18 protein-coding genes are annotated in these 22,802 nt (G+C 62.8%); 3 read left to right on the top strand and 15 right to left on the bottom strand.

Features of this window, described 5'->3' with window-relative positions; genetic code table 11:
- Nucleotides 1–10 precede the first annotated feature (10 nt).
- The 7 genes from mdtD to betI form a co-directional block, all read right to left on the bottom strand.
- Entirely contained in the window at nucleotides 11–1,438 is a 1,428-nt protein-coding gene (mdtD, locus tag H7995_RS05595; protein ID WP_166592297.1) for a multidrug transporter subunit MdtD, read from the bottom strand.
- A gap of 193 nt (nucleotides 1,439–1,631) precedes the next feature.
- Nucleotides 1,632–2,969, bottom strand: coding sequence for a TldD/PmbA family protein (locus H7995_RS05600; RefSeq protein WP_182342705.1), 1,338 nt, complete (start codon nucleotides 2,967–2,969; stop codon nucleotides 1,632–1,634).
- Entirely contained in the window at nucleotides 2,969–4,411 is a 1,443-nt protein-coding gene (locus H7995_RS05605) for a TldD/PmbA family protein (protein ID WP_166592295.1), read from the bottom strand. The genes H7995_RS05600 and H7995_RS05605 overlap by 1 nt, the downstream gene beginning before the upstream one ends.
- A gap of 99 nt (nucleotides 4,412–4,510) precedes the next feature.
- A complete protein-coding gene (locus tag H7995_RS05610; protein WP_095147478.1) occupies nucleotides 4,511–5,206 on the bottom strand; it encodes an RraA family protein in 696 nt (231 codons plus the stop codon).
- Between the two features lie 206 nt (nucleotides 5,207–5,412).
- Entirely contained in the window at nucleotides 5,413–7,116 is a 1,704-nt protein-coding gene (betA, locus tag H7995_RS05615; RefSeq protein WP_185818097.1) for a choline dehydrogenase, read from the bottom strand.
- A gap of 176 nt (nucleotides 7,117–7,292) precedes the next feature.
- Nucleotides 7,293–8,765 (bottom strand): betaine-aldehyde dehydrogenase, encoded by a 1,473-nt coding sequence (betB, locus tag H7995_RS05620; protein ID WP_166592003.1) that lies wholly within the window; start codon nucleotides 8,763–8,765, stop codon nucleotides 7,293–7,295.
- A gap of 110 nt (nucleotides 8,766–8,875) precedes the next feature.
- On the bottom strand, nucleotides 8,876–9,469 hold the full coding sequence (gene betI, locus H7995_RS05625; protein WP_166592004.1) for a transcriptional regulator BetI: 594 nt from the start codon (nucleotides 9,467–9,469) through the stop codon (nucleotides 8,876–8,878).
- Between the two features lie 378 nt (nucleotides 9,470–9,847).
- On the opposite strand from betI, the gene H7995_RS05630 reads away from it, so the two are divergent.
- Nucleotides 9,848–11,788, top strand: coding sequence for a BCCT family transporter (locus H7995_RS05630; RefSeq protein WP_232534647.1), 1,941 nt, complete (start codon nucleotides 9,848–9,850; stop codon nucleotides 11,786–11,788).
- A gap of 161 nt (nucleotides 11,789–11,949) precedes the next feature.
- Here H7995_RS05630 and choV read toward each other — a convergent pair whose 3' ends face one another.
- The 3 genes from choV to H7995_RS05645 all read right to left on the bottom strand — a co-directional run bounded on the left by choV (nucleotide 11,950) and on the right by H7995_RS05645 (nucleotide 14,986).
- Nucleotides 11,950–13,128, bottom strand: coding sequence for a choline ABC transporter ATP-binding protein (gene choV, locus H7995_RS05635; RefSeq protein ID WP_166592006.1), 1,179 nt, complete (start codon nucleotides 13,126–13,128; stop codon nucleotides 11,950–11,952).
- The gene (gene choW, locus H7995_RS05640) at nucleotides 13,125–13,973 is read right to left on the bottom strand and encodes a choline ABC transporter permease subunit (RefSeq protein WP_166592007.1); all 849 of its coding nucleotides are present in this window, start codon (nucleotides 13,971–13,973) and stop codon (nucleotides 13,125–13,127) included. Before choW ends, choV begins: the two co-directional genes overlap by 4 nt.
- Nucleotides 13,974–14,038: 65 nt before the next feature.
- Nucleotides 14,039–14,986: a choline ABC transporter substrate-binding protein gene (locus H7995_RS05645; protein ID WP_166592008.1), complete on the bottom strand. Its 948-nt coding sequence runs from the start codon at nucleotides 14,984–14,986 to the stop codon at nucleotides 14,039–14,041.
- Nucleotides 14,987–15,420: 434 nt separating this feature from the next.
- Between H7995_RS05645 and H7995_RS05650 the strand changes: the two genes are divergently transcribed.
- Together H7995_RS05650 and gbdR are read left to right on the top strand one after the other, a co-directional pair.
- Complete coding sequence (locus H7995_RS05650; RefSeq protein WP_166592009.1) at nucleotides 15,421–16,797, top strand: L-serine ammonia-lyase; 1,377 nt, start codon at nucleotides 15,421–15,423, stop codon at nucleotides 16,795–16,797.
- Between the two features lie 467 nt (nucleotides 16,798–17,264).
- Nucleotides 17,265–18,368 (top strand): choline metabolism transcriptional regulator GbdR, encoded by a 1,104-nt coding sequence (gene gbdR, locus H7995_RS05655; RefSeq protein ID WP_095164384.1) that lies wholly within the window; start codon nucleotides 17,265–17,267, stop codon nucleotides 18,366–18,368.
- Between the two features lie 43 nt (nucleotides 18,369–18,411).
- Here the strand turns inward: gbdR and H7995_RS05660 are convergent, their stop codons facing one another.
- From H7995_RS05660 to cdhC, 5 genes are all read right to left on the bottom strand, one after another.
- Nucleotides 18,412–18,675: a hypothetical protein gene (locus H7995_RS05660; RefSeq protein ID WP_159998327.1), complete on the bottom strand. Its 264-nt coding sequence runs from the start codon at nucleotides 18,673–18,675 to the stop codon at nucleotides 18,412–18,414.
- Between the two features lie 290 nt (nucleotides 18,676–18,965).
- Nucleotides 18,966–20,129: a gamma-butyrobetaine dioxygenase gene (locus H7995_RS05665; RefSeq protein WP_185818098.1), complete on the bottom strand. Its 1,164-nt coding sequence runs from the start codon at nucleotides 20,127–20,129 to the stop codon at nucleotides 18,966–18,968.
- 20 nt (nucleotides 20,130–20,149) lie between these two features.
- Complete coding sequence (locus tag H7995_RS05670; RefSeq protein ID WP_166592011.1) at nucleotides 20,150–20,626, bottom strand: thioesterase family protein; 477 nt, start codon at nucleotides 20,624–20,626, stop codon at nucleotides 20,150–20,152.
- A 139-nt stretch (nucleotides 20,627–20,765) separates the two neighbouring features.
- Complete coding sequence (locus tag H7995_RS05675) at nucleotides 20,766–21,731, bottom strand: L-carnitine dehydrogenase (RefSeq protein ID WP_166592012.1); 966 nt, start codon at nucleotides 21,729–21,731, stop codon at nucleotides 20,766–20,768.
- Nucleotides 21,732–21,873: 142 nt separating this feature from the next.
- Nucleotides 21,874–22,761, bottom strand: coding sequence for a 3-dehydrocarnitine:acetyl-CoA trimethylamine transferase CdhC (gene cdhC / locus H7995_RS05680; RefSeq protein ID WP_182342701.1), 888 nt, complete (start codon nucleotides 22,759–22,761; stop codon nucleotides 21,874–21,876).
- Nucleotides 22,762–22,802: the final 41 nt, after the last annotated feature.

Raw genomic sequence — 22,802 nt, forward strand, 5'->3', positions numbered from 1 at the left:
GCCATTCGCCCTAAGGTTCGATGTGCGATTCCGGACGTTTGACGCGCCGTCCGTCTTCTCTGGACAGCTGGGAGAAGATCGTCGCGGCCAGCATGGCCATGATGCCGACGGTGACAAAGGTCAGCTGAAACGCCCCGAGAATGGTGTCCACGCCATCGTTGCCGACCTCGGCGGTGAAGCCGCCCAGCAACGCGCCGGCACAGGCCACCCCCAGGCTCAGGGACAGTTGCGCGACCACCGACAGCAGGCTGTTGCCGCTGCTGGCGCTGGCGTCGTCGAGGTCGATCAGGGTCACGGTGTTCATCGCGGTGAACTGCAGGGAGTTGATGGCCCCGAGCACGCCCAGGTGCACCAGCAGCAGCCAGTAGGGCGTCTGCTCGCTGACCAGGCCCATGCTCGCCAGCATGATCCCCAGCGCCAGGGTGTTGCTGGTGAGCACCATGCGGTAGCCAAAACGCTCGATCAACGGTCGTGCCACCGACTTGGCAAGCATGGCGGCCGCGGCCAATGGCAGCATGCTCATCCCGGCCTGGGAGGGCGAATAACCCAGTGCCACCTGCAGCAGCAATGGCACCAGGAACGGCAATGCGCCGCTGCCCAGGCGGGCGAACAGGTTGCCCAGAATGCCCACGGCGAAGGTTCGGGTCCGGAACAGCGACGGCGCGAACAGCGGGTTGTCGATATGCCCGGCCCGCAGCCAGTAGGCCGCCAGGCAGGCCATGCCACCGAACAGCAGCAACATTACCCGCAGGTGCGGTAGGTGCAGTTCGCCCAGGCCTTCCATGGCGATGGTAATCAGCACCATGGCCGCGCCGAACAGCACGAAGCCCAGGCCATCGAAGCGCGTGCGCTCAGTGCCCCGCAGGTCGGGGATGAACTTCCAGACGGCGTAGCAACCCACCAGGCCCACGGGCAGGTTGATCAGGAAGATCCAGTGCCAGGTCAGGTACTGCACCATCCAGCCGCCCATGGTCGGCCCGATCAGCGGGCCGAGCAGGCCGGGAATGGTGATGAACCCCATGATCCGCACCAGTTCCGAGCGGGGGTAGGCGCGCAACACCACCAGGCGCCCGACCGGCAACATCAAGGCGCCCCCCAGGCCTTGGATCACCCGGGCGCCGATCAGCATGCTCAGGGTCTGCGACAGCGCGCAGAGCAGGGAGCCAAAGCTGAACAGCAGGATCGCGCTGAAGAAGATCTTTTTGGTGCCGAAGCGGTCGGCGATCCAGCCCGACGCGGGAATCAGCAGTGCCACGGTGAGCATGTAGGCAATGATCACCCCCTGCATGCGCAATGGGTCTTCGGCCAAGTCGCGGGCCATGGCGGGCAGGGCGGTGTTGAGGATGGTCCCGTCGAGGGACTGCATGAAAAACGCAATCGCCACCACCCAGGGAATCCAGCGGGCGGTGGTGGCGTCCAGGTCAGGGCGATTGGGCATGGGACCTCTAGGCATTGTTTGATGACATCAGCCGCAGAGCGATGGAACCCCTGTAGCCGCTGGCGAAGCCTGCATTCGGCCGCGAAGCGGTTGTGAAACCTGACAATCACGTTTCTTCAGAAGAAATGCGCTTGCGGATTTTGCGAGGACTGCGTCCTCGAACGCAGGCTTCGCCAACGGCTACAGAGTGTGTTTACAAGGTCAGGGTCAAACGGCTGACCAGCGCTCCCGGCAGCAGCGCCGATGCCGTGGCACGCTGGTCGTAGGTGCTGGCCGACAGAATCAGCTCGCGCTCCTGGGTCAGCGCTTCCAGCTGCGAGCCCAGCAGGCTGTAGGCGCTGTCGTCGAAACGCATGGTGTTGACCGGTGCCTGGATCTCGCCGTTCTCGACCCAGAAGGTGGCGAAACGGGTCATGCCCGTCAGGCGCGCGGCCGGCTGGTCCGAGTAGTTCAGGTACCACAGGTTGCTGATGTACAGGCCCGTGCCCAGTTGCTTGAGAATCTCGGCTTCGGGCAGGGTGCCGGCCGCCATGTTCAGGGCGCTGGGCGACTCACCGCCGCCCGCACCGTTGGCGGTCAGGCCATACTCGGCGGCGCTGCGCGAGCCCACCAGTCGTTCGCCTGCCGCGCCGGCGACAATCAGTGCCAGGTCGCTGCGTGGGTAGCCCTCGCCGGAAAACGCCGGGCTCAGGGAGCCGCTGACTTTCTCCGCAAGATCCAGCAGCGGGCTGAAGTGCTGGTCGCCGCCGTAGAGTTTTTGCAACGGACTGCTTTTGCTGGCAATCGACTGTGCCGAGAAACCACCCCAGCAGAGCATGCCGAGAATCTCGTCGAGTGCGGCCGGGGCCAGGTAGGCCCGGTATTGCCCGGGTGCCAGGGTATGCAGCGGTCGGCCCAGGTACTGCAGTTGCTCGCGCGCCTGTTCAAAGCGTTTGGCAAAACCGGCGTCGCTCCAGTCGTGCCCGGCGTAGCTGGCCTTTACCGCCTGGCCATTGGCGTGGAACAGGCTGAAATCAAAGTTGAAGCTGTTGGCCTGGTGCCAACCGAAAGCGCCGGCCGAGCTGGCAAAACCACGGCTGATGGGGCCGGCGGCATAAAAACCGACCAGGTCCAGGCCTTCGGCCGCACGGGTGATCTGCTCCACCACCTGGGCGGTGTCCGGCAGCGGGTGCTCCTGCACTTGCTTGCTCTGCCAGCCGGTGTGGTTGAGCAGCAGGTACGGGTCCGGTGGCAGCAAGGGCAGGGTCTCGCGCAACTGCTGCAGGCCCTCGGCCAGGCGTTGCTGGTCGACTTGCGGGTCGCCGGCCAGGGTGATGTTGAGGTCGGCGTGCCGGTCCTCGTCGATCAGCTTGAAGCCCAGGCTGGCCTGTTGCACCTCTCCGGCCTGGCGCACTTTGGCGTGGTTGAAGCGTACGAACGCCGAGGATTCGGCGGCATAGCTCAAGGTGAATTGCTCCGGCTCGCGCAAGGCGCTGCGCAGCCAGGACACCAGGGCCTTGAACTGTTCGACCTGACTCAATGCGCTGCTCATCAGGCATCTCCCCCAAACACATCAATGTTGCTGAATACGCAGGCCGGCGAGGCATGACCCACGCGGATCACCTGGTTCGGTTCGCCTTTGCCACAGTTCGGCGTGCCCAGCACCTTGAACGTACTGCGGTCGCCCACGGCGCTGAGGTTGTTCCAGAACTGCGCGCTGATGCCCCGGTAGTTGGGGTTCTTCACCACGCCCTTGAGTTCGCCGTTTTCAATCAGTTGGCCCCACTCGCAGCCGAACTGGAACTTGTTGCGCGCATCGTCGATGGACCAGGAGCGGTTGGTCGACATCATCACGCCGTGCTCGATGCCGCCGATCAGTTGCTCGAGGGACTGCTCGCCCGGCTCGATGTTGAGGTTGGCCATGCGGTCGATCGGCGGCCGGTTCCAGCCGCAGGCGCGGCTGTTGGCAACGCCGCCGAGGCCGGCGCGAAACTGCGACAGCGCACCGCCCAGTGGGCGTTCCAGCCGGCCCTCGCGGATCAGGAACTGCTTGCTGGCGGCAGTGCCGTCGTCGTCATGGGCGTAGCTGGCGAGCTCTTCGGGAATGTCCGGGTCGAAGGTCACATTGAGCAGCCGCGAGCCATATTGCAGGTGGCCGAAGTCGCTGGCCTTGACGAAGCTGGTGCCGGCGTAATTGCGCTCGTCACCGAGGATGCGGTCCAGCTCCAGCGGGTGGCCGATGGATTCGTGGATCTGCAGCATCATCTGGTCGGGCATCAACAGCAGGTCGCGCACACCTTGCGGGGTGTTGGGGGCGAGGAGCAACTGCAGGGCCTGGTCGGCGACCAGGGGGCCTGCGCCGATCAGCCCGCAACGACTGATGACGTCGGCGCTGCCTTGCTGGCCGAAGTTCTCGCGGCCCAGGCTGCGGGTCTGGCTGTCGTGGCCGTCGTAGGCGGTGACGTCCAGGCCCGGGTAGACAAAACGTTGCGCCTGGCGCAGTTCGGCGCCGGCGCTGTTGAGGTAAATCTGCTCGACATGGTTGATGCCGATGCTGACCTGCCAGTTCACCAGGCGCTCGTCCTTGGGCACGGCGGCGGATTCGGCGCCGAGCAGTTGGTAGCACTCGCTGAGGGACGGGAAGGGCTGTTGCAGATTCGGTGACAGGTAGTCGCCACGTTCGCTGGAAACGGCCTGCTGGCGCAGGTCGAGCAGGGCGTGGGCCGCGAGCGCGCGGGCCTGTTGTTCGGCGCGGTCGAGGGCGGCCTGCAGGCCGGCGGGCGACAGGTCGTTGGTCGCGGCATAGGCTTCGACGCCATTGACCCGGGCGGTCAGCATCGCGCCTTCGTCGCGGCTCAGGTGGGGTGGCTCGGCGACGTTCTTGCGTACCGACAGGTACTGGCCAGATTCGCGCACGTAGCGCAGCGAAAAAAATTCAGCGCCCGTGCGCAGGGCAGCGAAACGCTGCTTGAGCTGGGGGTGGAAATCGAACATGCACGAACCTCCTTGTGAGTGGCGGTGACCTTGTGGACCTCATCGCGGGCAAGCCGCAAGCGGGCGCCCGCTTGCGGCTTGCTCGCGATGCTTTTGGCGTCAGACCGGGCAACCCTTGGCGCGCAGGATAGCGTCAAAGCGATCCGGGTCCAGGGTGCCAGCTTCGATAGCCGCAAGCGTAGCCTGTTCGCGGGCCAGCAGGTCGTGGCAACGCACCAGCAGTTCCGGCAATTCGGCGCGGGCAGCGGCGACGACGCCGTCACCGTCGCCGATCATCAGGTCGCCAGGTGCTACGAGCATGCCGGCGCAGGAGATCGGTACGTTGATCTCGCCGCCACCGTCGGTGCTCGGGCCCCGGTGCACGCCACCGATGGCATAGGCCGGCAGTTCGCCGGTCTGCCATTCGTCGAGGTCGCGCAGGGCGCCGTTGATCACCACGCCGACGATGCCGGCCTTGAGGGCCATGGCGCGCATGATGCCGCCGAACACGGCGCGGGTCAGGTCGGCGCTGCCGTCGATCACCAGCACGTCACCGGGGCGGGCCATCTGCATGGCCTTGAGGATCATCAGGTTGTCGCCGGGGCGAACGCGCACGGTCAGGGCGCTGCCGAGCATCGGCGCATTGCCATGGAAGGCCTTGAGCCCCAGGCCTCCGACGTTGCGTCCCAGGCAGTCACTGACGGCGGCGGCGGGGATCTTGCTGAACTCGGTCAGCCATTTCGGATCGAGGGGTTCTACGTTGGGATTGATCAGATAGCCGGTGGGCCATTTGCTCGAAGAGACGACATCAAACATGAGTAAGCCTCGTGGCCAGCCAGGTGGCGGCTTGTCGGTGGGGCGGGGGGGTGAAACGTTTGCGCGGTGCCTAGAGTAGGCCGGCGCAGGGGGTGGGAGCAAGGGTGGGGCGGTGTAGGACGGGGGATGAGTAGCGTTGGGTAGCAAGCGATCGCGGGCAAGCGGAGCGCCGCTCCGCTTGCTCGGGATGCGCCGAAGGCGCCGGGTTATTGCGCAGTCCGGCTCACTTCACGCAGTGGCTTGCCACGCACCGGGGTTTCGCCCGCGACGTAGTACTTGGCCTGGCTGCGAGGCAACGGTTGGCGACCGCGGATCTTGTCGGCGATTTTCTCGGCGATCATGATCGTTGGCGCGTTCAGGTTGCCGGTGGTGATCAGCGGCATGATCGAGGCATCGACGACGCGCAGGCCCTGCATCCCGTGGACGCGACCTTCGCCATCGACCACCGCCATCTCGTCGGTGCCCATCTTGCACGAGCAGGACGGGTGGAACGCGGTTTCGGCGTGTTCGCGAATGAAGGTGTCCAGTTGCTCGTCGGTTTGCACCTCGATGCCCGGGCTCAGCTCGCGACCACGGAAGGGGTCGAGTGCCGGCTGCTGCATGATTTCCCGGGTCAGGCGGATGCCGTCACGGAATTCCTGCCAGTCCTGTTCGGTGGCCATGTAGTTGAACAGGATGCTCGGGTGCTGGCGTGGGTCCTTGGACTTGACCTGGATCCGCCCACGGCTTGGCGAACGCATGGAGCCCATGTGTGCCTGGAAGCCGTGCTCTTTCACCCCGTTGCTGCCGTTGTAGTTAATCGCCACCGGCAGGAAGTGGTACTGGATGTTCGGCCATTCGAAGTCAGGACGGGTACGGATAAAACCGCCGGCTTCGAACTGGTTGCTGGCGCCGATCCCGGTGCCGTTGAACAGCCACTCGGCACCGATCGCCGGCTGGTTGTACCAGAGCAGCGACGGGTACAGGGACACCGGCTGGGTGCAGGCGTATTGCAGGTACAGCTCAAGGTGATCCTGCAGGTTCTCGCCCACGCCCGGCAGGTCGTGAACCACCGGGATGTCCAGGCTTTCCAGGAGCTTGGCCGGGCCGACGCCGGAGCGTTGCAGTAGTTGCGGGGACGCGATCGCGCCGCTGCACACCAGCACTTCCTTGCGGGCACGGGCTTCAACCCGCTCTTCGGCGCTGCCGACCAGGTAACGCACGCCAACCGCACGCTTGCCTTCGAACAGAATCTTGTCGGTCAGGGCATGGGTGACGATGTTCAGGGTCGAACGCTTCTTGGCGGTGTCCAGGTAACCGCGAGCGGTGCTGGCGCGACGGCCGTTGGGCGTGACGGTACGGTCCATCGGGCCGAAACCTTCCTGCTGGTAACCGTTCAGGTCTTCAGTGCGCGGGTAACCGGCCTGTACACCGGCTTCAACCATCGCGTGGAACAGCGGGTTGTTGCCGGCCTTGGGCGTGGTCACGCTGACCGGACCGTCGCCACCGTGGTAGTCGTTCGGGCCGATGTCGCGGGTTTCCGCCTTGCGGAAATACGGCAGGCAGTCCAGGTAGGTCCAGTCTTCCAGGCCAGGGAGTTTGGCCCAGCCGTCGTAGTCCATGGCGTTGCCACGGATGTAGCACATGCCGTTGATCAGGGACGAGCCACCCAGGCCCTTGCCGCGACCGCATTCCATCCGGCGGCCGTCCATGTGTGGCTCTGGATCGGTTTCGTAGGCCCAGTTGTAGCGTCGGCCTTGCAGCGGGAACGCCAGGGCTGCCGGCATTTGTGTGCGGAAGTCAAAACGATAGTCCGGTCCACCGGCTTCCAGCAGCAGGACGGTGACGCCTTCGTCTTCGGTCAGACGGGTCGCCAGGGTGTTACCGGCCGAGCCGGCACCCACAATGATGTAGTCGTATTCTTGGGACATTGGATGCACCCTCTTTGATAGTGGTCAGGTCAGGCCGGGTGAGTGCTTTGCACTCAATCGCCAGCAGGCTGGCTCCCACAGGGGATTGGGGATGCCACAGATTTGGTGCATGACACCAAACCTGTGGGAGCCAGCCTGCTGGCGATGACGGCCTCGCAGGCGAGGCGATTGACGCCTTAGAACACCGAGGCGTAATCGCCCAGTTCGACCTGTACCGATTTGATGCGAGTGAAATTGTTCAGCGAGCTGATGCCGTTCTCACGACCCACGCCCGACTGCTTGTAGCCACCGACCGGCATCTTGGCGTCGGATTCGCCCCAGGCGTTGATCCAGCAGATACCGGCTTCGAGCTGATGAATCACGCGGTGGGCGCGGTTCAGGTCCTTGGTGACGATACCGGCGGCCAGGCCGAAGTCGGTGTCGTTGGCACGGCGGATCACTTCTTCTTCGGTTTCGTAGGTGAGGATGCTCATCACCGGGCCGAAGATTTCTTCACGGACGATGGTCATCTCGTCGGTGCAGTCAGTGAACACGGTCGGCGCAACGAACGCGCCCTTGGCGAATTCGCCGTCGGTCAGGCGGTTGCCGCCGCACAGTACGCGAGCGCCTTCTTCCTTGCCCTTGGCGATGTAGCCCAGCACGCTTTCCATGTGGGCGAAGCTGACCAGCGGGCCGAAGTTGGTGTTCTCGTCTTGCGGGTCGCCCACGCGGATGCGCGCAACACGCTCGGCGATCTTGGCTTCAAACGCGGCTTTCAGGTGGCTCGGCACGAAGACGCGGGTGCCGTTGGTGCAGACCTGACCGGAGCTGTAGAAGTTGGCCATCATGGCGGTGTCGGCGGCGCGATCGAGGTCGGCGTCGTCGAAGATGATCAGCGGGGACTTGCCGCCCAGTTCCATGGTCACGTCCTTGAGCGAAGAGCTCGAGGCGCTGGCCATGACCTTCTTGCCGGTGTCGGTACCGCCGGTGAAGGAAATTTTCTCGATGCGCGGGTGCTCGGTCAGCCAGGTGCCGACTTCACGGCCGCTGCCGGTCAGGACGTTGAACACGCCATCCGGAACGCCGGCTTCGGTGTAGATCTCGGCCAGTTTCAGGGTGGTCAGGGACGTCACTTCGCTCGGCTTGAAGATCATCGCGTTACCCGCCGCCAGGGCCGGGGCGGATTTCCACAGGGCGATCTGGATCGGGTAGTTCCACGCGCCGATGCCGGCCACGACGCCCAGCGGCTCGCGACGGGTGTAGACGAAGGAGGTGGTGCGCAGCGGGATCTGCTCGCCTTCGATGGCGGGCACCAGGCCGGCGTAGTATTCCAGCACGTCAGCACCGGTGACGATGTCGACGTAGCGTGTCTCGGAGTACGACTTGCCGGTGTCCAGGGTTTCCAGGGCGGCCAGTTCGTCGTTGCGCTCACGCAGAATGTCGACGGCACGGCGCAGGATGCGCGAACGCTCCATGGCGGTCATCGCGGCCCAGATCTTCTGGCCTTTCTCGGCGCTGACAACGGCGCGTTCAACGTCGTCGAAAGTGGCACGTTGCACGTTGGCGAGAACTTCACCGTTAGCCGGGTTGATGGCTTCGAAGGTGGCATCGCTGCCAGCGTCGGTGTAGCCGCCGTCGATGTAGAGTTTTTGCAGTTCGAAACGGGCCATAAAGTCCTCGCAAGTGCATAAGTGGTTGGCGTTGGTCACAACGGTGGTGCCCTAAGGGTGTGGCATCACCGATTCGCGACAGTTCAGGGGCTGAGCGTTTTATGTGTGCTCTAGCACGCCTGCTTGGCCAGTTGGAAATCCATGTATTCGTACGCAATCTGGTGCGCTTGCGTGGTGTCGAAAGCATCTCCCGACAGCGCGCCGCGCAACCACAGGCCGTCAATGAGGGCCGCCAGGCCGCGGGCTGCACTGCGCGCTTGATCAAGCGGCAACACTCGGCGGAACTGGCAGCACAGGTTGGAATACAGGCGGTGATCGTTAATCCGCTGCAACCTGTGCAAAGACGGGTGGTGCATGCTGGTGGCCCAGAAGGCCAGCCAGGTTTTCATTGCCGGGCCATTGACTTGGCTGGCGTCGAAGTTGCCTTCGATAATCACTTTCAGGTGGGCCCGCGGGCTGTTGTCCACCAGCGCCTGACGGCGCGCGGTGACGTTCTCGCTGAGGACACTCATCAGGTACTGCGCCGTGGCGGCGATCAGACCGTTCTTGTCCTTGAAGTAGTGACTGATGATGCCATTCGAGACACCAGCCAAACGGGCGATCAGCGCAATGCTGGCGTCCCCCATTCCGACCTGATCTACAGCCAGCAACGTGGCTTCGATCAATTGCTGGCGGCGGATGGGTTGCATACCGACCTTGGGCATCTGCACATCTCCTTAGGCCTTCCGGCAGGCGCAAAGCGTCTGTCGGATTGAGGGCCAGTCTATTTTGTTTTGATTGAACGTTCAATCAACAAAGAATAAGATCTGCGACAAATCGTCGCTACCTACAGGTTTTTCCTACGTATGGTTGGCGGAAAAACGGCATCCAAAAATGCTCGAAACCCACGTGCTCTGGCGCTTGCGGGCTTCGGGCTTTTTTCGGGGTGTCTTTATATCACCCGTCGGTCGGCTGCCCACTAACCGATTAGTCGGGTGCTGCTTTGCCTTGTGTCCTTCTCTCGCACTGCCTGGAGCATCTGTGCAATGAGTTCTGCCTCTCTTATAAAGACCCCACCCGAGAAGGTGACGGTCAACGGTTGGGTGTTCTACACCTCTACCGCGTTGATCCTGCTGTTGACCGCCATTCTCATCGCCGCGCCGCAAGAAGCCGGGAGAATGTTGGGGATTGCCCAGGCCTGGTTGTCGCGCAGCTTCGGCTGGTACTACATGGTGGTGATTGCCGCCTACCTGGTGTTTGTGGTCGGCCTGGCGTTTTCGTCCTACGGCAAGCTCAAGCTGGGCAGCAAGGACGATACCCCGGACTTCAGCTATGGCGCCTGGGCCGGGATGCTGTTCTCGTCCGGTATCGGCATCTCGCTGCTGTACTTCGGTGCTTCGGAGCCCCTGGATCACTACTTCAACCCGCCAGAAGGCGTGGCGGGCAGCCAGTTGGCCGCGCGCCAGGCGGTGCAACTGACGTTCCTGCACTGGGGCCTGCACGGCTGGGCGATCTATGCCCTGGTCGGCCTGGCCGTGGCGTACTTTGCCTACCGTCACAACCAGCCGCTGGCGCTGCGTTCGGCGCTCTATCCGCTGGTCGGCGAGCGTTGGGTGAAGGGGGCGGCCGGGCATGCGGTGGACGGCTTCGGCATGTTCGTGACCCTGCTGGGCCTGGTGACCAACCTGGGGATCGGCTCGCTGCAGGTGTCGTCGGGGCTGGAGAACCTGTTCGGCATGGAGCACAACAATACCAACCTGCTGATCGTGATCATCGTGATGAGCACCGTGGCGACCATCGCGGCCGTGTCGGGTGTGGAGAACGGCATTCGTCGCCTGTCCAACCTGAACATCGTGCTGTTCAGTGGCCTGCTGATTTTTGTGCTGTTGTTCGGCCCGACCCTGCACCTGCTCAACGGCTTTGTGCAGAACGTCGGTGACTACCTCAACGGCGTGGTGCTGAAGACGTTCGACCTGTATGTGTACGAAGCCGACACCGCCAAGTCCGAGCGCTGGCTGGGCCTGTGGACCCTGTTCTACTGGGCCTGGTGGATTTCCTGGGCACCTTTCGTCGGCATGTTCATCGCGCGTATTTCCCGTGGCCGGACCGTGCGCGAGCTGGTTGCCGGTGTGCTCCTGATTCCACTGGGCTTCACCCTGGCCTGGCTGTCGATCTTCGGTAACTCGGCCCTGGACCTGGTGATGAACCAGGGGGCGGTGGAGCTGGGCAAGACGGCGCTCGAGCAGCCGTCGATGGCGATCTATCAGTTGCTCGAGCATTACCCGGCATCGAAAGTGGTGATCGGGGTGTCGATCTTCGTCGGCTTCGTGCTGTTCCTGACCCCGGCCGACTCCGGCGCGGTGATGATGGCGAACCTGTCCTGCAAGGGCGGCAACGTGGATGAAGATGCGCCGCACTGGCTGCGGATCTTCTGGTCGGTGGTGATCACCCTGGTGACCATCGGTCTGTTGTTCGCCGGTAACTTCGAAGCCATGCAAACCATGGTGGTGCTGGCCGGGCTGCCGTTCTCGGTGGTGCTGGTGTGCTTCATGTTCGGCTTGCACAAGGCCATGCGCCAGGACGTGCAGATCGAACAGGAACAGGCCGAGCTGGCGGCGCGGGGTCGTCGTGGTTTCAGCGAGCGGCTGACGGCACTGGAACTGCAACCGACCCAGGCGATCGTGCAACGTTTCATGGACAAGCACGTGAGCCCGGCGCTGGAAGACGCGGCGGTGCAGTTGCGCACGCAAGGGCTGGACGTGCAAACCCTGCTGGGTAAAGCCAAGCGCTGCATGGGCCTGCGGATCGAGATGGAAGAGGGCAACCCGTTTGTCTACGAGGTCAGCCTGGACGGTTACCTGGCGGCGCCAAGCGAATCGCCGAGCCCGGATGAAACCCGCACCCGTTACTACCGCGCCGAGGTGTACCTGCACAACGGCAGCCAGGAGTACGACTTGATGGGCTTCACCCAGGATCAGATCACCCGTGACGTGCTCGATCAGTTTGAAAGCCATCGGCAGCTCCTTGGCCGTGTCTATAGCTGAGGTGTGAGTGACGCGGTGTTTCAGTCAGAAGCACCGCGTCGGCATCATCGCCAGCAGGCCGCAAGCGATGGGGCCTTCAACTTCAACACCGCAGCGCCCGATTTCCCTATAAACAAAAACGCCGCGATCCTCTCGCGGCGTTTTTGTGTCTGCTGTCTGGTCTATCCCAGGTTCTTGCCGAGCAGCGCGTGGTACAGCTCGCTGTCGCCGAGAATCCCGACCACATGGTTATTGTCGTGCAGCACCAGTTTGTTGCCGGTCTGGTAACGGATCTGCAGCGCGTCACGCATGCCGATGCTGGAGTCCACCAGGGTCGGCCGCCGGCCCAGGCCTTCTACCGATTGCCCCGGGACCCAGTTCTGCAGGTCCAGGCTCGCACCGTTCTGGCGGGCGCCCTTGATGGTGTTGCCTTCGGCCAGGTCCAGCCATGAATCGCCGCCTGGGTCCAGGCACACCGAGCCGTTGATGCGTTTGCAGTTGTCCAGGGTGCGCATCAGGCTGCGACCGCAGAGGACGTTGAGCGGGTTGGTGTGGGCGACGAAGGTGCGCACATAGTCGTCGGCCGGGTTGAGCACAATTTCTTCGGGCTTGCTGTACTGGATGATCCGGCCGTCTTTCATGATCGCGATGCGGCTGCCCAGTTTCAGCGCCTCATCGAGGTCGTGGCTGACGAACACGATGGTCTTGCTCAGCTTGCGTTGCAGTTCCAGCAGTTCGTCCTGCAGCCCCTGGCGGATCAGCGGGTCGAGGGCCGAGAAGGGTTCGTCCATCAGCAGGATGTCGGCGTCCATCGCCAGGGCGCGAGCCAGGCCGACGCGTTGCTGCATGCCGCCGGACAGCTCGTCGGGTTTCTTGTTGCGCCATTGGGTCAGGCCCACCAGCTCCAGCTTCTCGTCGACCAGCTTGCGTCGTTCCTTTTCGGGACGACCCTGCATTTCCAGGCCAAAGCTGATGTTCTCGCGCACGGTCAGCCAGGGCATCAGGGCGAACTTCTGGAACACCATGGCAATGCGCTTGGTGCGCATCATTTTCAGTTCTGCCGGGGTGCACGAGGCGATATCGATCTGCCGGCCTTCGTGCTCGACGAACAGCTTGCCGCGGCTCACCGTGTTCAGGCCGTTGATACAGCGCAGCAGGCTCGACTTGCCGGAACCGGAGAGGCCCATCAGCACGCAGATTTCACCTTTCTCGACGTCCAGGCTGGCCTTTTCCACGCCAACGATCTGACCGGTCTTTTTCAGGATTTCATTGCGGGTCATGCCCTGGTCCAGCAGCTTGAGGGCCTCGCGTGGATCCTTGGAGAAGATAACGTCGACGTTATCGAAGCGGATTATGCTCATGCGTCACCCCCTACTACTTTTGCATCGGGTTGTTTGCAGATACGGTCGAGCATGATTGCCAGCAGGACGATCGCCAGCCCGGCTTCGAAGCCCAGGGCGATATCGGCGGTGTTCAGTGCGTTGACCACGGGTTTGCCCAGGCCATCGGCGCCCACCAGTGCGGCGATCACCACCATCGACAACGACAGCATGATGCACTGGGTGATACCGGCCGCGATGCTGGGCATCGCGTAGGGCAGTTCTATTCGCGAGAGCAACTGCCGGCGCGAGCAGCCAAAGGCCTTGCCGGCGTCCATCAGTTCTTGTGGCACATCACGAATGCCCAGGTAGGTCAGGCGGATGGGCGCGGCAATCGCGAACACCACCGTGGAGATCAGCCCTGGGACAACGCCCAGACCAAACAGGGTCAGGGTAGGAATGAGGTACACGAACGTCGGTACGGTCTGCATCAGATCGAGTACCGGTCGCATCATGGTGTAGAACATCGGTTTGTGCGCGGCGACGATGCCCAACGGCACGCCAATGAGCACGCAGACCAGGGTGGCGAACAACACCTGGGCCAGGGTTTCCATGGTTTCCTGCCAGTAACCCAGGTTGAGGATCAGCAGGAAGGACAGGATGACGAAGCCGGTCAGGCCCCATTTGCGTTGAATGAAGTGCGCCAGCAAGGCGATCAGGCCGATCAATGCCAGCGGGTTGAACCAGGTCAGCGCAAACGTCACGCCGTGGATCATCGTTTCCAGTGTCACGGCAATCGCATCAAAGGTATTGGCGCCGTGTTGCGTCAACCATTCAACGAAGGCAGCGATGTACTGGCCTAAAGGGATTTTCTGATCAATCAGCATGGTAGTGAACGTCCGCATGCAAGGAAAAAAACAGCCCGGGCGAGCGCGCTCGCCCGGCGTCGCGATTACTGCCCGAGCTTGGCTTTCACGGCTTCCAGCCCTGGTTTACCGTCAATGGTGGTGACGCCAGCGAGCCAGGTATCGAGGACCTGTGGGTTATTCTTCAGCCACGCTTTGGCAGCCGCGTCCGGTTTCATCTTGTCGTCCAGAACGTTACCCATGAGGGTGCTTTCCATGTTCAGGGTGAACGACAGGTTCTTCAGCAACTGGCCAACGTTGCTGCACTCCTGGCTATAGCCCTTGCGAGTGTTGGTGTAGATGGTGGCCTGGCCATAGTTGGGACCGAAGAAATCGTCCCCGCCGGTCAGGTACTTCATCTTGAAGCGGGTGTTCATCGGGTGCGGTTCCCAGCCCAGGAACACCACGTCGGTGTTACGGCGCGAGGCGCGCTCGACCTGGGACAGCATGCCGGCTTCGCTGGATTCGACGACCTTGAAACCGGCGTCCTTGAGACCGAAGGCGTTCTTGTCGATCATGCTCTGGATCATGCGGTTGCCGTCGTTGCCCGGCTCGATCCCGTAGATCTTGCCGTCCAGTTCCTTCTTGAACTTGGCGATGTCGGCGAAATCCTTCAGACCTTTTTCGTACAGCGCCTCTGGCACCGCGAGGGTGTACTTGGCGTTTTCCAGGTTGGCGCGCACGGTCTCCACGGTGCCGGCCTCACGGTACGGCTTGATGTCGTTTTCCATGGTCGGCATCCAGTTGCCGAGGAAAATGTCCATGTTCTTGCCGTCGGCCAGCGACTTGTAGGTCACGGGCACGGAGATCATGGTGGTCTTGGTCTTGTAGCCGAGGGCGTCGAGGATGACGCTGGTGGTGGCGGTCGTCACGGTGATGTCGGTCCAACCAACATCGGAGAAGTTTACGGTGCTGCATTGGGCCGGTTCTGCAGCTTGAGCCAGCACCGGCAAACTCAGCATGGCGGCCAACAACAACGACGGGGAACCTTTCATGGGTGGACTCCTTGGTGTTTTCTTGGCGGTGTTCCGACAGGACACCGCACTTATAAGTGTTGCGGTTGGTGGTGCCTGGCAACTGCTCTGCCACGGCGCCTCGCAATCGAGTCGTAACCGATCATGTACCAGTGAAAATCTGACGCCTACAGGGTGCGTCGTATCCAGTACAGGGAGGGTCGCATCCAGTGTCAGCGAGGTCGTTTACAGCTTTATTCGGACCTTTTCAGCGCTCTGCACCGCAAAAAATACGCCGTAATGTGTCGTCTGCGGCCAGCGGCGTTAGTGGGCATGGTTACGTCGGTGTGAGACGTTGAGCGACCTCGCAAAAGCCTGATGATGCGGCCAGTCAACGGATTGCTGCTTGAGCGTAGCAGCTCCGTCGCCAGGCGCTTTGACGCCTGGAATCCGCTCATCGAGGAGTCCCGTACGTCATGGCTATCAGTGTTTTCGATCTGTTCAAAATCGGCATCGGCCCCTCCAGTTCGCACACCGTCGGCCCCATGCGGGCGGCCGCGTTGTTTGTCCAGGCGCTGCGGGAAAAGTGCCTGCTGGAGCAGGTACGGCGCATTGAGGTACAGCTGTATGGTTCGTTGTCGGCCACGGGTATCGGTCATGGCAGCGACAACGCGGTGATCATGGGCTTGATGGGGGAGTGGCCGGATGCGATCGATCCGTCGTTGATTGGCGTGCGCATCGAGACCCTGCGCGAAACCCAGACCTTGCTGCTCGACGGGCGCTTGCCGGTGCCCTTCGTCTGGTCGCGGGACATGCGCCTGATCGACGAAAACCTGCCATTCCACCCCAACGCCATGACGCTGGTGGCCGAAGGTGAGGCGGGGGAATTGCACCGCGATACCTACTATTCGGTCGGTGGCGGTTTTGTGGTGGATGAGGCCCAGGCGTCGAGTGGCGTGGTGGACCTGGATCGCACCGTGCTGCCCTACGACTTTTCCAGCGCGGTGGAGTTGCTTGCCCTGTGCCAGAAACACAACCTGCGGGTCGCCGAACTGATGATGGCGAACGAGAAGGTCTGGCGTTCGGAAGAAGACATCCGCAGCGGCCTGATGAAGCTCTGGCGCGCCATGCAGGATTGCGTCGAGCAGGGCCTCAAGCACGAAGGCATCCTGCCGGGTGGCCTGAACGTGCGCCGGCGCGCCGCCAAGTTGCATCGCAGCCTGCAAGAGCTGGGCAAACCGAATGTGATCGGCTCGACCTTGAGTGCCATGGAGTGGGTCAATCTGTTTGCCCTGGCGGTCAACGAAGAAAATGCTGCCGGTGGGCGCATGGTCACGGCGCCGACCAACGGGGCGGCGGGGATCATCCCGGCGGTGCTGCACTACTTCATGAAATTCAGCGAGGCGGTGACCGACGCCAACGTGGTCGATTACTTCCTCGGCGCCGCGGCCGTGGGCATCCTGTGCAAGAAGAATGCATCGATTTCCGGCGCCGAGGTCGGCTGCCAGGGGGAGGTCGGTTCTGCCTGCGCCATGGCCGCGGCCGGGCTGGCGGAGATTCTCGGGGCCACGCCGGAGCAACTGTGCAACGCGGCGGAGATCGGCCTGGAACATAACCTGGGGCTGACCTGCGATCCGGTCGGCGGCCTGGTGCAAGTGCCCTGCATCGAGCGCAACGCCATTGCTGCGGTGAAGGCGATCAACGCGGCGCAGATGGCCTTGCGCGGCGATGGCCAGCACTTCATCTCCCTGGATCGGGTGATCCGCACTATGCGTGACACCGGGGCCGACATGCATGACAAATACAAAGAGACTTCGCGCGGTGGCTTGGCGGTCAGCGCGGTGGAATGCTGAGAGGCGATTGCGCCTTTTCGCGAGCAGATTGAGGGGAGGCCATCAGTCAAAAGTGCTCGCTCAGTGAACAGTTGCACCTCGACGCGCCACCTTTTGGCGCGTCGCTATCAGACAAGCCCGCGACTCCCGCCCAGGGATCCAAACCGGCGCTTACCGTCTGTCACCTGTGCCTGCGGTGACACTCTTGCCCGATGCCCTGTAGCCCTCTTCCCACAAGTGCTACCGATTTGCTCACGGGCCGGGGTACAGCGCACTTGCCGCCAGAAAGAGAGCGGTTAATCCCTACTTCCCGCGCGTCTTATATAGACACGCCGCGACGTCGTTTTCAGGAGTTATTGAATACGCATTCAACTTTAGGCATGGCAATTGCTCTGTCATTACAAAGCCCGTCTCCCACGCGAGAACGATGGCCATAACAAGAGCCTCCGCCTGAGGCCATCACCCGCTTTGTGTGAGGAGATACCGCGATGACGTCGTTCAACTCCGGGGCTCAACCCCAGAACCGTGCGCCTCAATCCATCGGCTTTTTGCTGCTGGACAATTTCACGCTGATTTCTCTGGCCTCCGCAGTCGAACCCCTGCGCATGGCCAACCAGTTGTCCGGTCGCGAGCTGTATCGCTGGACGACTCTCACCGTCGACGGAGGCCAGGTCTGGGCCAGTGACGGCTTGCAGATCACCCCCGACGCCTCCATGCACAAAGCCCCGCCACTGGACACCATCATCGTCTGTGGCGGTATCGGCATCCAGCGTACGGTGACCCGCGAACACGTGTCATGGCTGCAAAGCCAGGCTCGTCAATCGCGCCGTCTTGGCGCTGTCTGCACCGGCAGTTGGGCACTGGCCTGCGCAGGGCTGCTGGACGGTTTTGATTGCAGCGTGCACTGGGAATGCCTGGCCGCGATGCAGGAAGCCTTCCCGCGCGTGGCCATGAGCACCCGCTTGTTCACCCTCGACCGCAACCGCTTCACCAGCTCCGGCGGCACCGCGCCGCTGGACATGATGCTGCACCTGATCAGCCGCGATCACGGTCGCGAACTGTCGGCAGCGATTTCGGAAATGTTTGTCTACGAGCGCATTCGTAACGAACAGGATCACCAGCGCGTGCCCCTCAAGCATATGCTGGGCACCAATCAGCCGAAGCTGCAGGAAATCGTCGCGCTGATGGAGGCCAACCTGGAAGAGCCCATCGACCTCGATGAGCTGGCGGTGTACGTCGCCGTGTCGCGTCGGCAGCTGGAGCGGCTGTTCCAGAAATACCTGCACTGCTCGCCGTCGCGCTACTACCTCAAGCTGCGCCTGATCCGCGCCCGGCAGTTGCTCAAGCAAACGCCGATGTCGATCATCGAGGTGGCATCGGTCTGCGGTTTTGTCTCCACGCCGCACTTCTCCAAGTGCTACCGCGAATACTTCGGTATTCCACCGCGTGACGAACGTGTTGGCTCCAACAACTCTCAGCAAGTGGCGATGATGCCGATCCCGCAGGCGCTGGTGCTGGCGCCGTTGTCCGGGCCGATGTCGGCGTTGAGCCAGGCGCGTAATGAGTCGACGTTCGCTAGCGTAAGGCTTTAAACCGAGGCATCGTTCATCGCCAGCCTGCTGGCGATTGGATCTGTCAGGCGCTGCGGCTCTGCTGATACGCCGTCAATGCCGGCAACAGTTGCTTGTCGATGGCCTGGCGCACGGCCGGCAGGATTGTCGCGCTGCTGGTGTACATCTGCTTGATCATGGTGCGCAGGGTGTTGGCCCGCTCATCGTTCAAGCCGCGCACCGCACACTCGCACGCCTGCTCGGCGGTGGAGCCGCTCGGTACTTGAAACCCCAATGACTTCAGTTGGCCCAACAGGTCTTCCTGGTCTATCAAATCGGCGTGCATCATGACGCAATCCTTCTTCAGGGAACGGTGTCGTGATTCGATTCTGGTGGGGGCTTGGGGTGTGGGCAAGGGCGAATTGTCGTAATGGCCGCAATACCTATGAACAGGTCGTTTTCGGCTAACTCACCCTGTCAGGGACTGGGCACACTGATCCCAGCTCGCTACACGAAGGTTTGGTCACCCTCGCGCAACGGCTCCTCAACAGTACCTTGGGCCCCGATCCAGTCACGGCTGAATCGGGGTTTTTTTTGCCTGTGAATCCGGGAGTTGCACAGGCCTGCCCGCGGTGAGCGCTAGCGCTGCAACACCAGAATCCGCGACAACAATTCATCGCGGTCCACATAACAGCCCTGAAAGTGTCGGGCGCCGCTGGTGGGGTCGAAGGCGTTGCGCGCGTGCAGGGTACGGCGGTTGTCGAAGCACCAGAGTTCGCCGGGTTCCAGGCGCTGGATCAGGCGGAATCGGGGCTCGCGGGTCATGGCCATAAAGCGCCGATAGGCCCGATAGAGGTCGGGCATCTGCTCGACCGAAGCATCGAACGGTCCGCGCAGGAAATTCGCCATGCGGATCTCCGCCACTTGCCCGGATGCATCGAGGGCGATGATCGGTGCCTGGAAGCGGTAGTCGCTGTGACGGTCCTTGTTGCGAAACTCCACGGGGATTTCACACAGTGCGCGAAAGGCCTCGGGGTCTTCCTGGCGCAATGCATGGGCGATGGCAAAACCATCGACAAAAATACTCTCGCCACCCTGTGCCTCATTGACCAGGCAGTGCAAAAACTGCAGCCCCGGTTGCAACTCGCGTGTCGGCAGGTCGCTGTGCAGCGGCAGGTTGAAGGCGGTGTAGGCGTTGCTGTCGGCGTCGGCACGTGATTGCACGTTGAACAGCACGCCAAAATTGCTCTCGCGAATGAAGGAAATCCGCTTGGCGATCGATGTCAGTGAGCCCGGTTCGGTGGGCACGCCACGCACCTGGCTCAGGCCGATATCGCGCAGTGCAAGTAGCCATTGCAGCAGGGCCTGGGAGTCGTCCATCAGCGCCTGGTACTCGAACACCGGCAGCTGCAACTGGCTGTCCCACAGCCGACTTTGCGGTTTTGCCGCACGGCGCTCGGCGCGGGAAGCATCGTCATAGGCGTGGGCGCGCAACCAGCCGGGGTCGAAGCGGCTGACATGGCCGTCCTGCCAGTCGATGTGCAGGCAGCCATCGCTGTCCACCCGGGTAGCGCGGGGGAGCAGATCTTCAGGGACGTCGACGATCTCCAGCACCTGCTCGCGGGTAACGCTGTAGACGCACTTGGCGCAGGGGCAGTTGTCCCGTAGCCAGGGGTGGTGGAAGGGGCTGGTCCGGCCATCGGCCCACTGCACTGAAACGCGATCGGCCAGGGTTTGCACGGCGGTCAACGCGCTGATCATGGGGTAACGGCGAAAGTCGGCAATGGGGGCGGCGGTGTTCATGAGCGCTCCTTGTCTTGTGATTATTTTTCCGCTGGCAGGGCGATCACCCGGCCGAGATAGGCGGGTGTGGGCAGGTCTGATTGCAGCGCGGTCATGGCCAGCAGCTTGTTCGCCACCTGCTCGCTGAACGGCGCCGAACGCGGGCCGGCCAGGTCGACGTGGAGCAGCATCTGCTCGTTGCCCGCCAGTTCCTGAGCCTCTCCCACCCGGTGCAGGCTGTGGTAGAGGTGCAGGCGTTTGCGGTCATGGCCGATGATCTGCGTACGCACTTCGACGTCGGCGCCGAGCTTCACTTCGTGCAGGTAATTGAGGTGCAGTTCGAGGGTGAACAGCGAGTTGCCGGTGGCCTCGCGGTTGTCGCTGTCCATGCCCAACTGGTCCATCAGCGCGTCGGTGGCGTAGCTGAAGATCAGCAGGTAAAAGGCATCGCGCAGATGGCCGTTGTAGTCGACCCAGTCGGCGATGATGGTGGTCTGGTAGGTGGTGAGTGCGGGCATGTTTCAGGTTCCGATAGGGGGGGTGACAGGACTGGCGCTTTCGCGGGCAAGCGGAACGCCGCCCGGCCCGCTCCCACATGGTCAGGGCAAAACCTGTGGGAGCGGGGTTGCCCGCGAAGGGGCCAGACCAGCCGATTCATTACTCGCTGAAGCTCATCCCGTGCTTTTGCTTGGTGTTTTTCACCGCGTCCAGTACGGCCAACAGGCAGTCATCACGATAGCGCTCCAGCGCCGCAATGCTGTGGTTGCCCAGCTGTTCGCGGGTGCCGTCCACCACATCATCAATCAGTTTTTCGGTCAACTGCGGGGCGGGCAGGTAGGTCCACGGCAGTTGCAGGGCCGGACCGAACTGCGCCATGAAGTGGCGCATTCCGGCATCGCCGCCGGCCAGGGTGTAGGTGAGGAACGTGCCCATGAACGACCAGCGCAGGCCGGCGCCAAAGCGGATCGCATCGTCGATCTCGCCGGTGGTGGCCACGCCGTCGTTGACCAGGTGCAACGCCTCGCGCCACAGGGCTTCGAGCAAGCGGTCGGCGATGAACCCCGGCACTTCCTTGCGCACATGCAGGGGGCGCATGCCCAGGGATTCATAGACCTGCATGGCCGCCTGTACCGCCTCGGGCGCGGTGTGCTTGCCGCCGACCACTTCCACCAGCGGCAGCAGGTACACCGGGTTGAACGGGTGGCCGACCACGCAGCGTTCCGGGTGGGTCGAGCCCTCGTAGAACTCACTGGGCAACAGGCCCGAGGTGCTCGAACCGATCAGTGCGTTGGGCTTGGCCGCGGCGCTGATCTTGCTGTGCAGGTCGAGTTTCAATTCAAGGCGTTCCGGGGCGCTTTCCTGGATGAAGTCGGCGTCCTTTACGCAGGCTTCGATGGTGTCGACAAAACGCAGCCGATCCTGTGACGCGCCGGGTGCCAGGCCTTGTTTTTCCAGGGCACCCCAGGCGTTGGCAACACGCTTGCGCAGCGCCGCTTCGGCCCCGGGCGCTGGGTCCCAGGCCACTACATCCAGACCATGGGCGAGGGCGCGGGACACCCAGCCGCTGCCGATGACACCACTGCCTAACGCTGCGAAGGTTTTGATTTCGGTGATAAAGCTCATGGCGATTTCCTGAAAGATACCGGCGATCCCTGTGGGAGCGGGCTTGCCCGCGAAAGCGGTGGATCACCACTGAGGAGGCTTTGGTTGCACCGGCCTCTTCGCGGGCAAGCCCGCTCCCACAGGTGTTAGAAGTAGGTTGGGCTTAGCCGCGCTGGACCAGGCCCATTTTCTTGCGCCCTTCGGCTGGGGTCAGGACGCGGGCGCCGAGGCGGCTGAGGATTTCGCCGGCGCGCTCCACCAGTTGGCCATTGGTCGCCAGCACGCCCTTGTCCAGCCAGATGTTGTCTTCCAGCCCGACCCGCACGTTGCCGCCCAGCAGCACCGCCTGGGCAGCCATGGGCATCTGCATGCGACCGATGCCAAAGCCGGCCCACACCGCATTGGCGGGCAGGTTGTCGACCATGGCTTTCATGCTGGTGGTGTCGGCCGGCGCGCCCCACGGAATGCCCAGGCACAGCTGGAACAGCGGATCGTCCAGCAGGCCTTCCTTGATCAGTTGTTTGGCGAACCACAGGTGGCCGGTGTCGAAGATTTCCAGCTCGGCCTTGACCCCCAGTTCCTGGATGCGTTTGGCCCCGGCCCGCAGTTGCGCAGGCGTGGAGACGTAGATGGTGTCGCCGTCGCCGAAGTTGAGGGTGCCGCAGTCCAGGGTGCAGATTTCCGGCAGCAGTGCCTCGACGTGAGCCAGGCGGGTCAGCGGACCGACCAGATCCGTGTTGGGGCCGAACTCCATCGGGTTCTCGCCGGCGCCGATTTCCAGGTCGCCACCCATGCCGGCGGTGAGGTTGACGATGATGTCGACATCCGCTTCGCGAATGCGCTCCATCACCTCGCGGTACAGCGCCACGTCGCGGCTGAACTTGCCAGTCTGCGGGTTGCGCACATGACAGTGGACCACCGTGGCCCCGGCCTTGGCGGCTTCCACCGCGGCGGCGGCAATCTGTTTCGGAGTGACCGGCACGTGGGGGCTCTTGGCGGTCGTGTCGCCAGCACCGGTCAGTGCGCAGGTGATGATGACGTCGTGGTTCATGGGGTAATTTCCTTCAGGCCGGTTGTGTGGGGCATAGGGCG

Origin of the sequence: Pseudomonas kielensis, assembly GCF_014236655.1 — a bacterium.
Taxonomy (GTDB): domain Bacteria; phylum Pseudomonadota; class Gammaproteobacteria; order Pseudomonadales; family Pseudomonadaceae; genus Aquipseudomonas; species Aquipseudomonas kielensis.

Bases quoted from the DNA above. Each gene is read 5' to 3' on its own strand.
- mdtD (WP_166592297.1), bottom strand. From the start codon at position 1,438: ATGCCCAATCGCCCTGACCTGGACGCCACCACCGCCCGCTGGATTCCC.
- H7995_RS05600 (WP_182342705.1), bottom strand. From the start codon at position 2,969: ATGAGCAGCGCATTGAGTCAGGTCGAACAGTTCAAGGCCCTGGTGTCC.
- H7995_RS05605 (WP_166592295.1), bottom strand. From the start codon at position 4,411: ATGTTCGATTTCCACCCCCAGCTCAAGCAGCGTTTCGCTGCCCTGCGC.
- H7995_RS05610 (WP_095147478.1), bottom strand. From the start codon at position 5,206: ATGTTTGATGTCGTCTCTTCGAGCAAATGGCCCACCGGCTATCTGATC.
- betA (WP_185818097.1), bottom strand. From the start codon at position 7,116: ATGTCCCAAGAATACGACTACATCATTGTGGGTGCCGGCTCGGCCGGT.
- betB (WP_166592003.1), bottom strand. From the start codon at position 8,765: ATGGCCCGTTTCGAACTGCAAAAACTCTACATCGACGGCGGCTACACC.
- betI (WP_166592004.1), bottom strand. From the start codon at position 9,469: ATGCCCAAGGTCGGTATGCAACCCATCCGCCGCCAGCAATTGATCGAA.
- choV (WP_166592006.1), bottom strand. From the start codon at position 13,128: ATGAGCATAATCCGCTTCGATAACGTCGACGTTATCTTCTCCAAGGAT.
- choW (WP_166592007.1), bottom strand. From the start codon at position 13,973: ATGCTGATTGATCAGAAAATCCCTTTAGGCCAGTACATCGCTGCCTTC.
- H7995_RS05645 (WP_166592008.1), bottom strand. From the start codon at position 14,986: ATGAAAGGTTCCCCGTCGTTGTTGTTGGCCGCCATGCTGAGTTTGCCG.
- H7995_RS05650 (WP_166592009.1), top strand. From the start codon at position 15,421: ATGGCTATCAGTGTTTTCGATCTGTTCAAAATCGGCATCGGCCCCTCC.
- gbdR (WP_095164384.1), top strand. From the start codon at position 17,265: ATGACGTCGTTCAACTCCGGGGCTCAACCCCAGAACCGTGCGCCTCAA.
- H7995_RS05660 (WP_159998327.1), bottom strand. From the start codon at position 18,675: ATGATGCACGCCGATTTGATAGACCAGGAAGACCTGTTGGGCCAACTG.
- H7995_RS05665 (WP_185818098.1), bottom strand. From the start codon at position 20,129: ATGAACACCGCCGCCCCCATTGCCGACTTTCGCCGTTACCCCATGATC.
- H7995_RS05670 (WP_166592011.1), bottom strand. From the start codon at position 20,626: ATGCCCGCACTCACCACCTACCAGACCACCATCATCGCCGACTGGGTC.
- H7995_RS05675 (WP_166592012.1), bottom strand. From the start codon at position 21,731: ATGAGCTTTATCACCGAAATCAAAACCTTCGCAGCGTTAGGCAGTGGT.
- cdhC (WP_182342701.1), bottom strand. From the start codon at position 22,761: ATGAACCACGACGTCATCATCACCTGCGCACTGACCGGTGCTGGCGAC.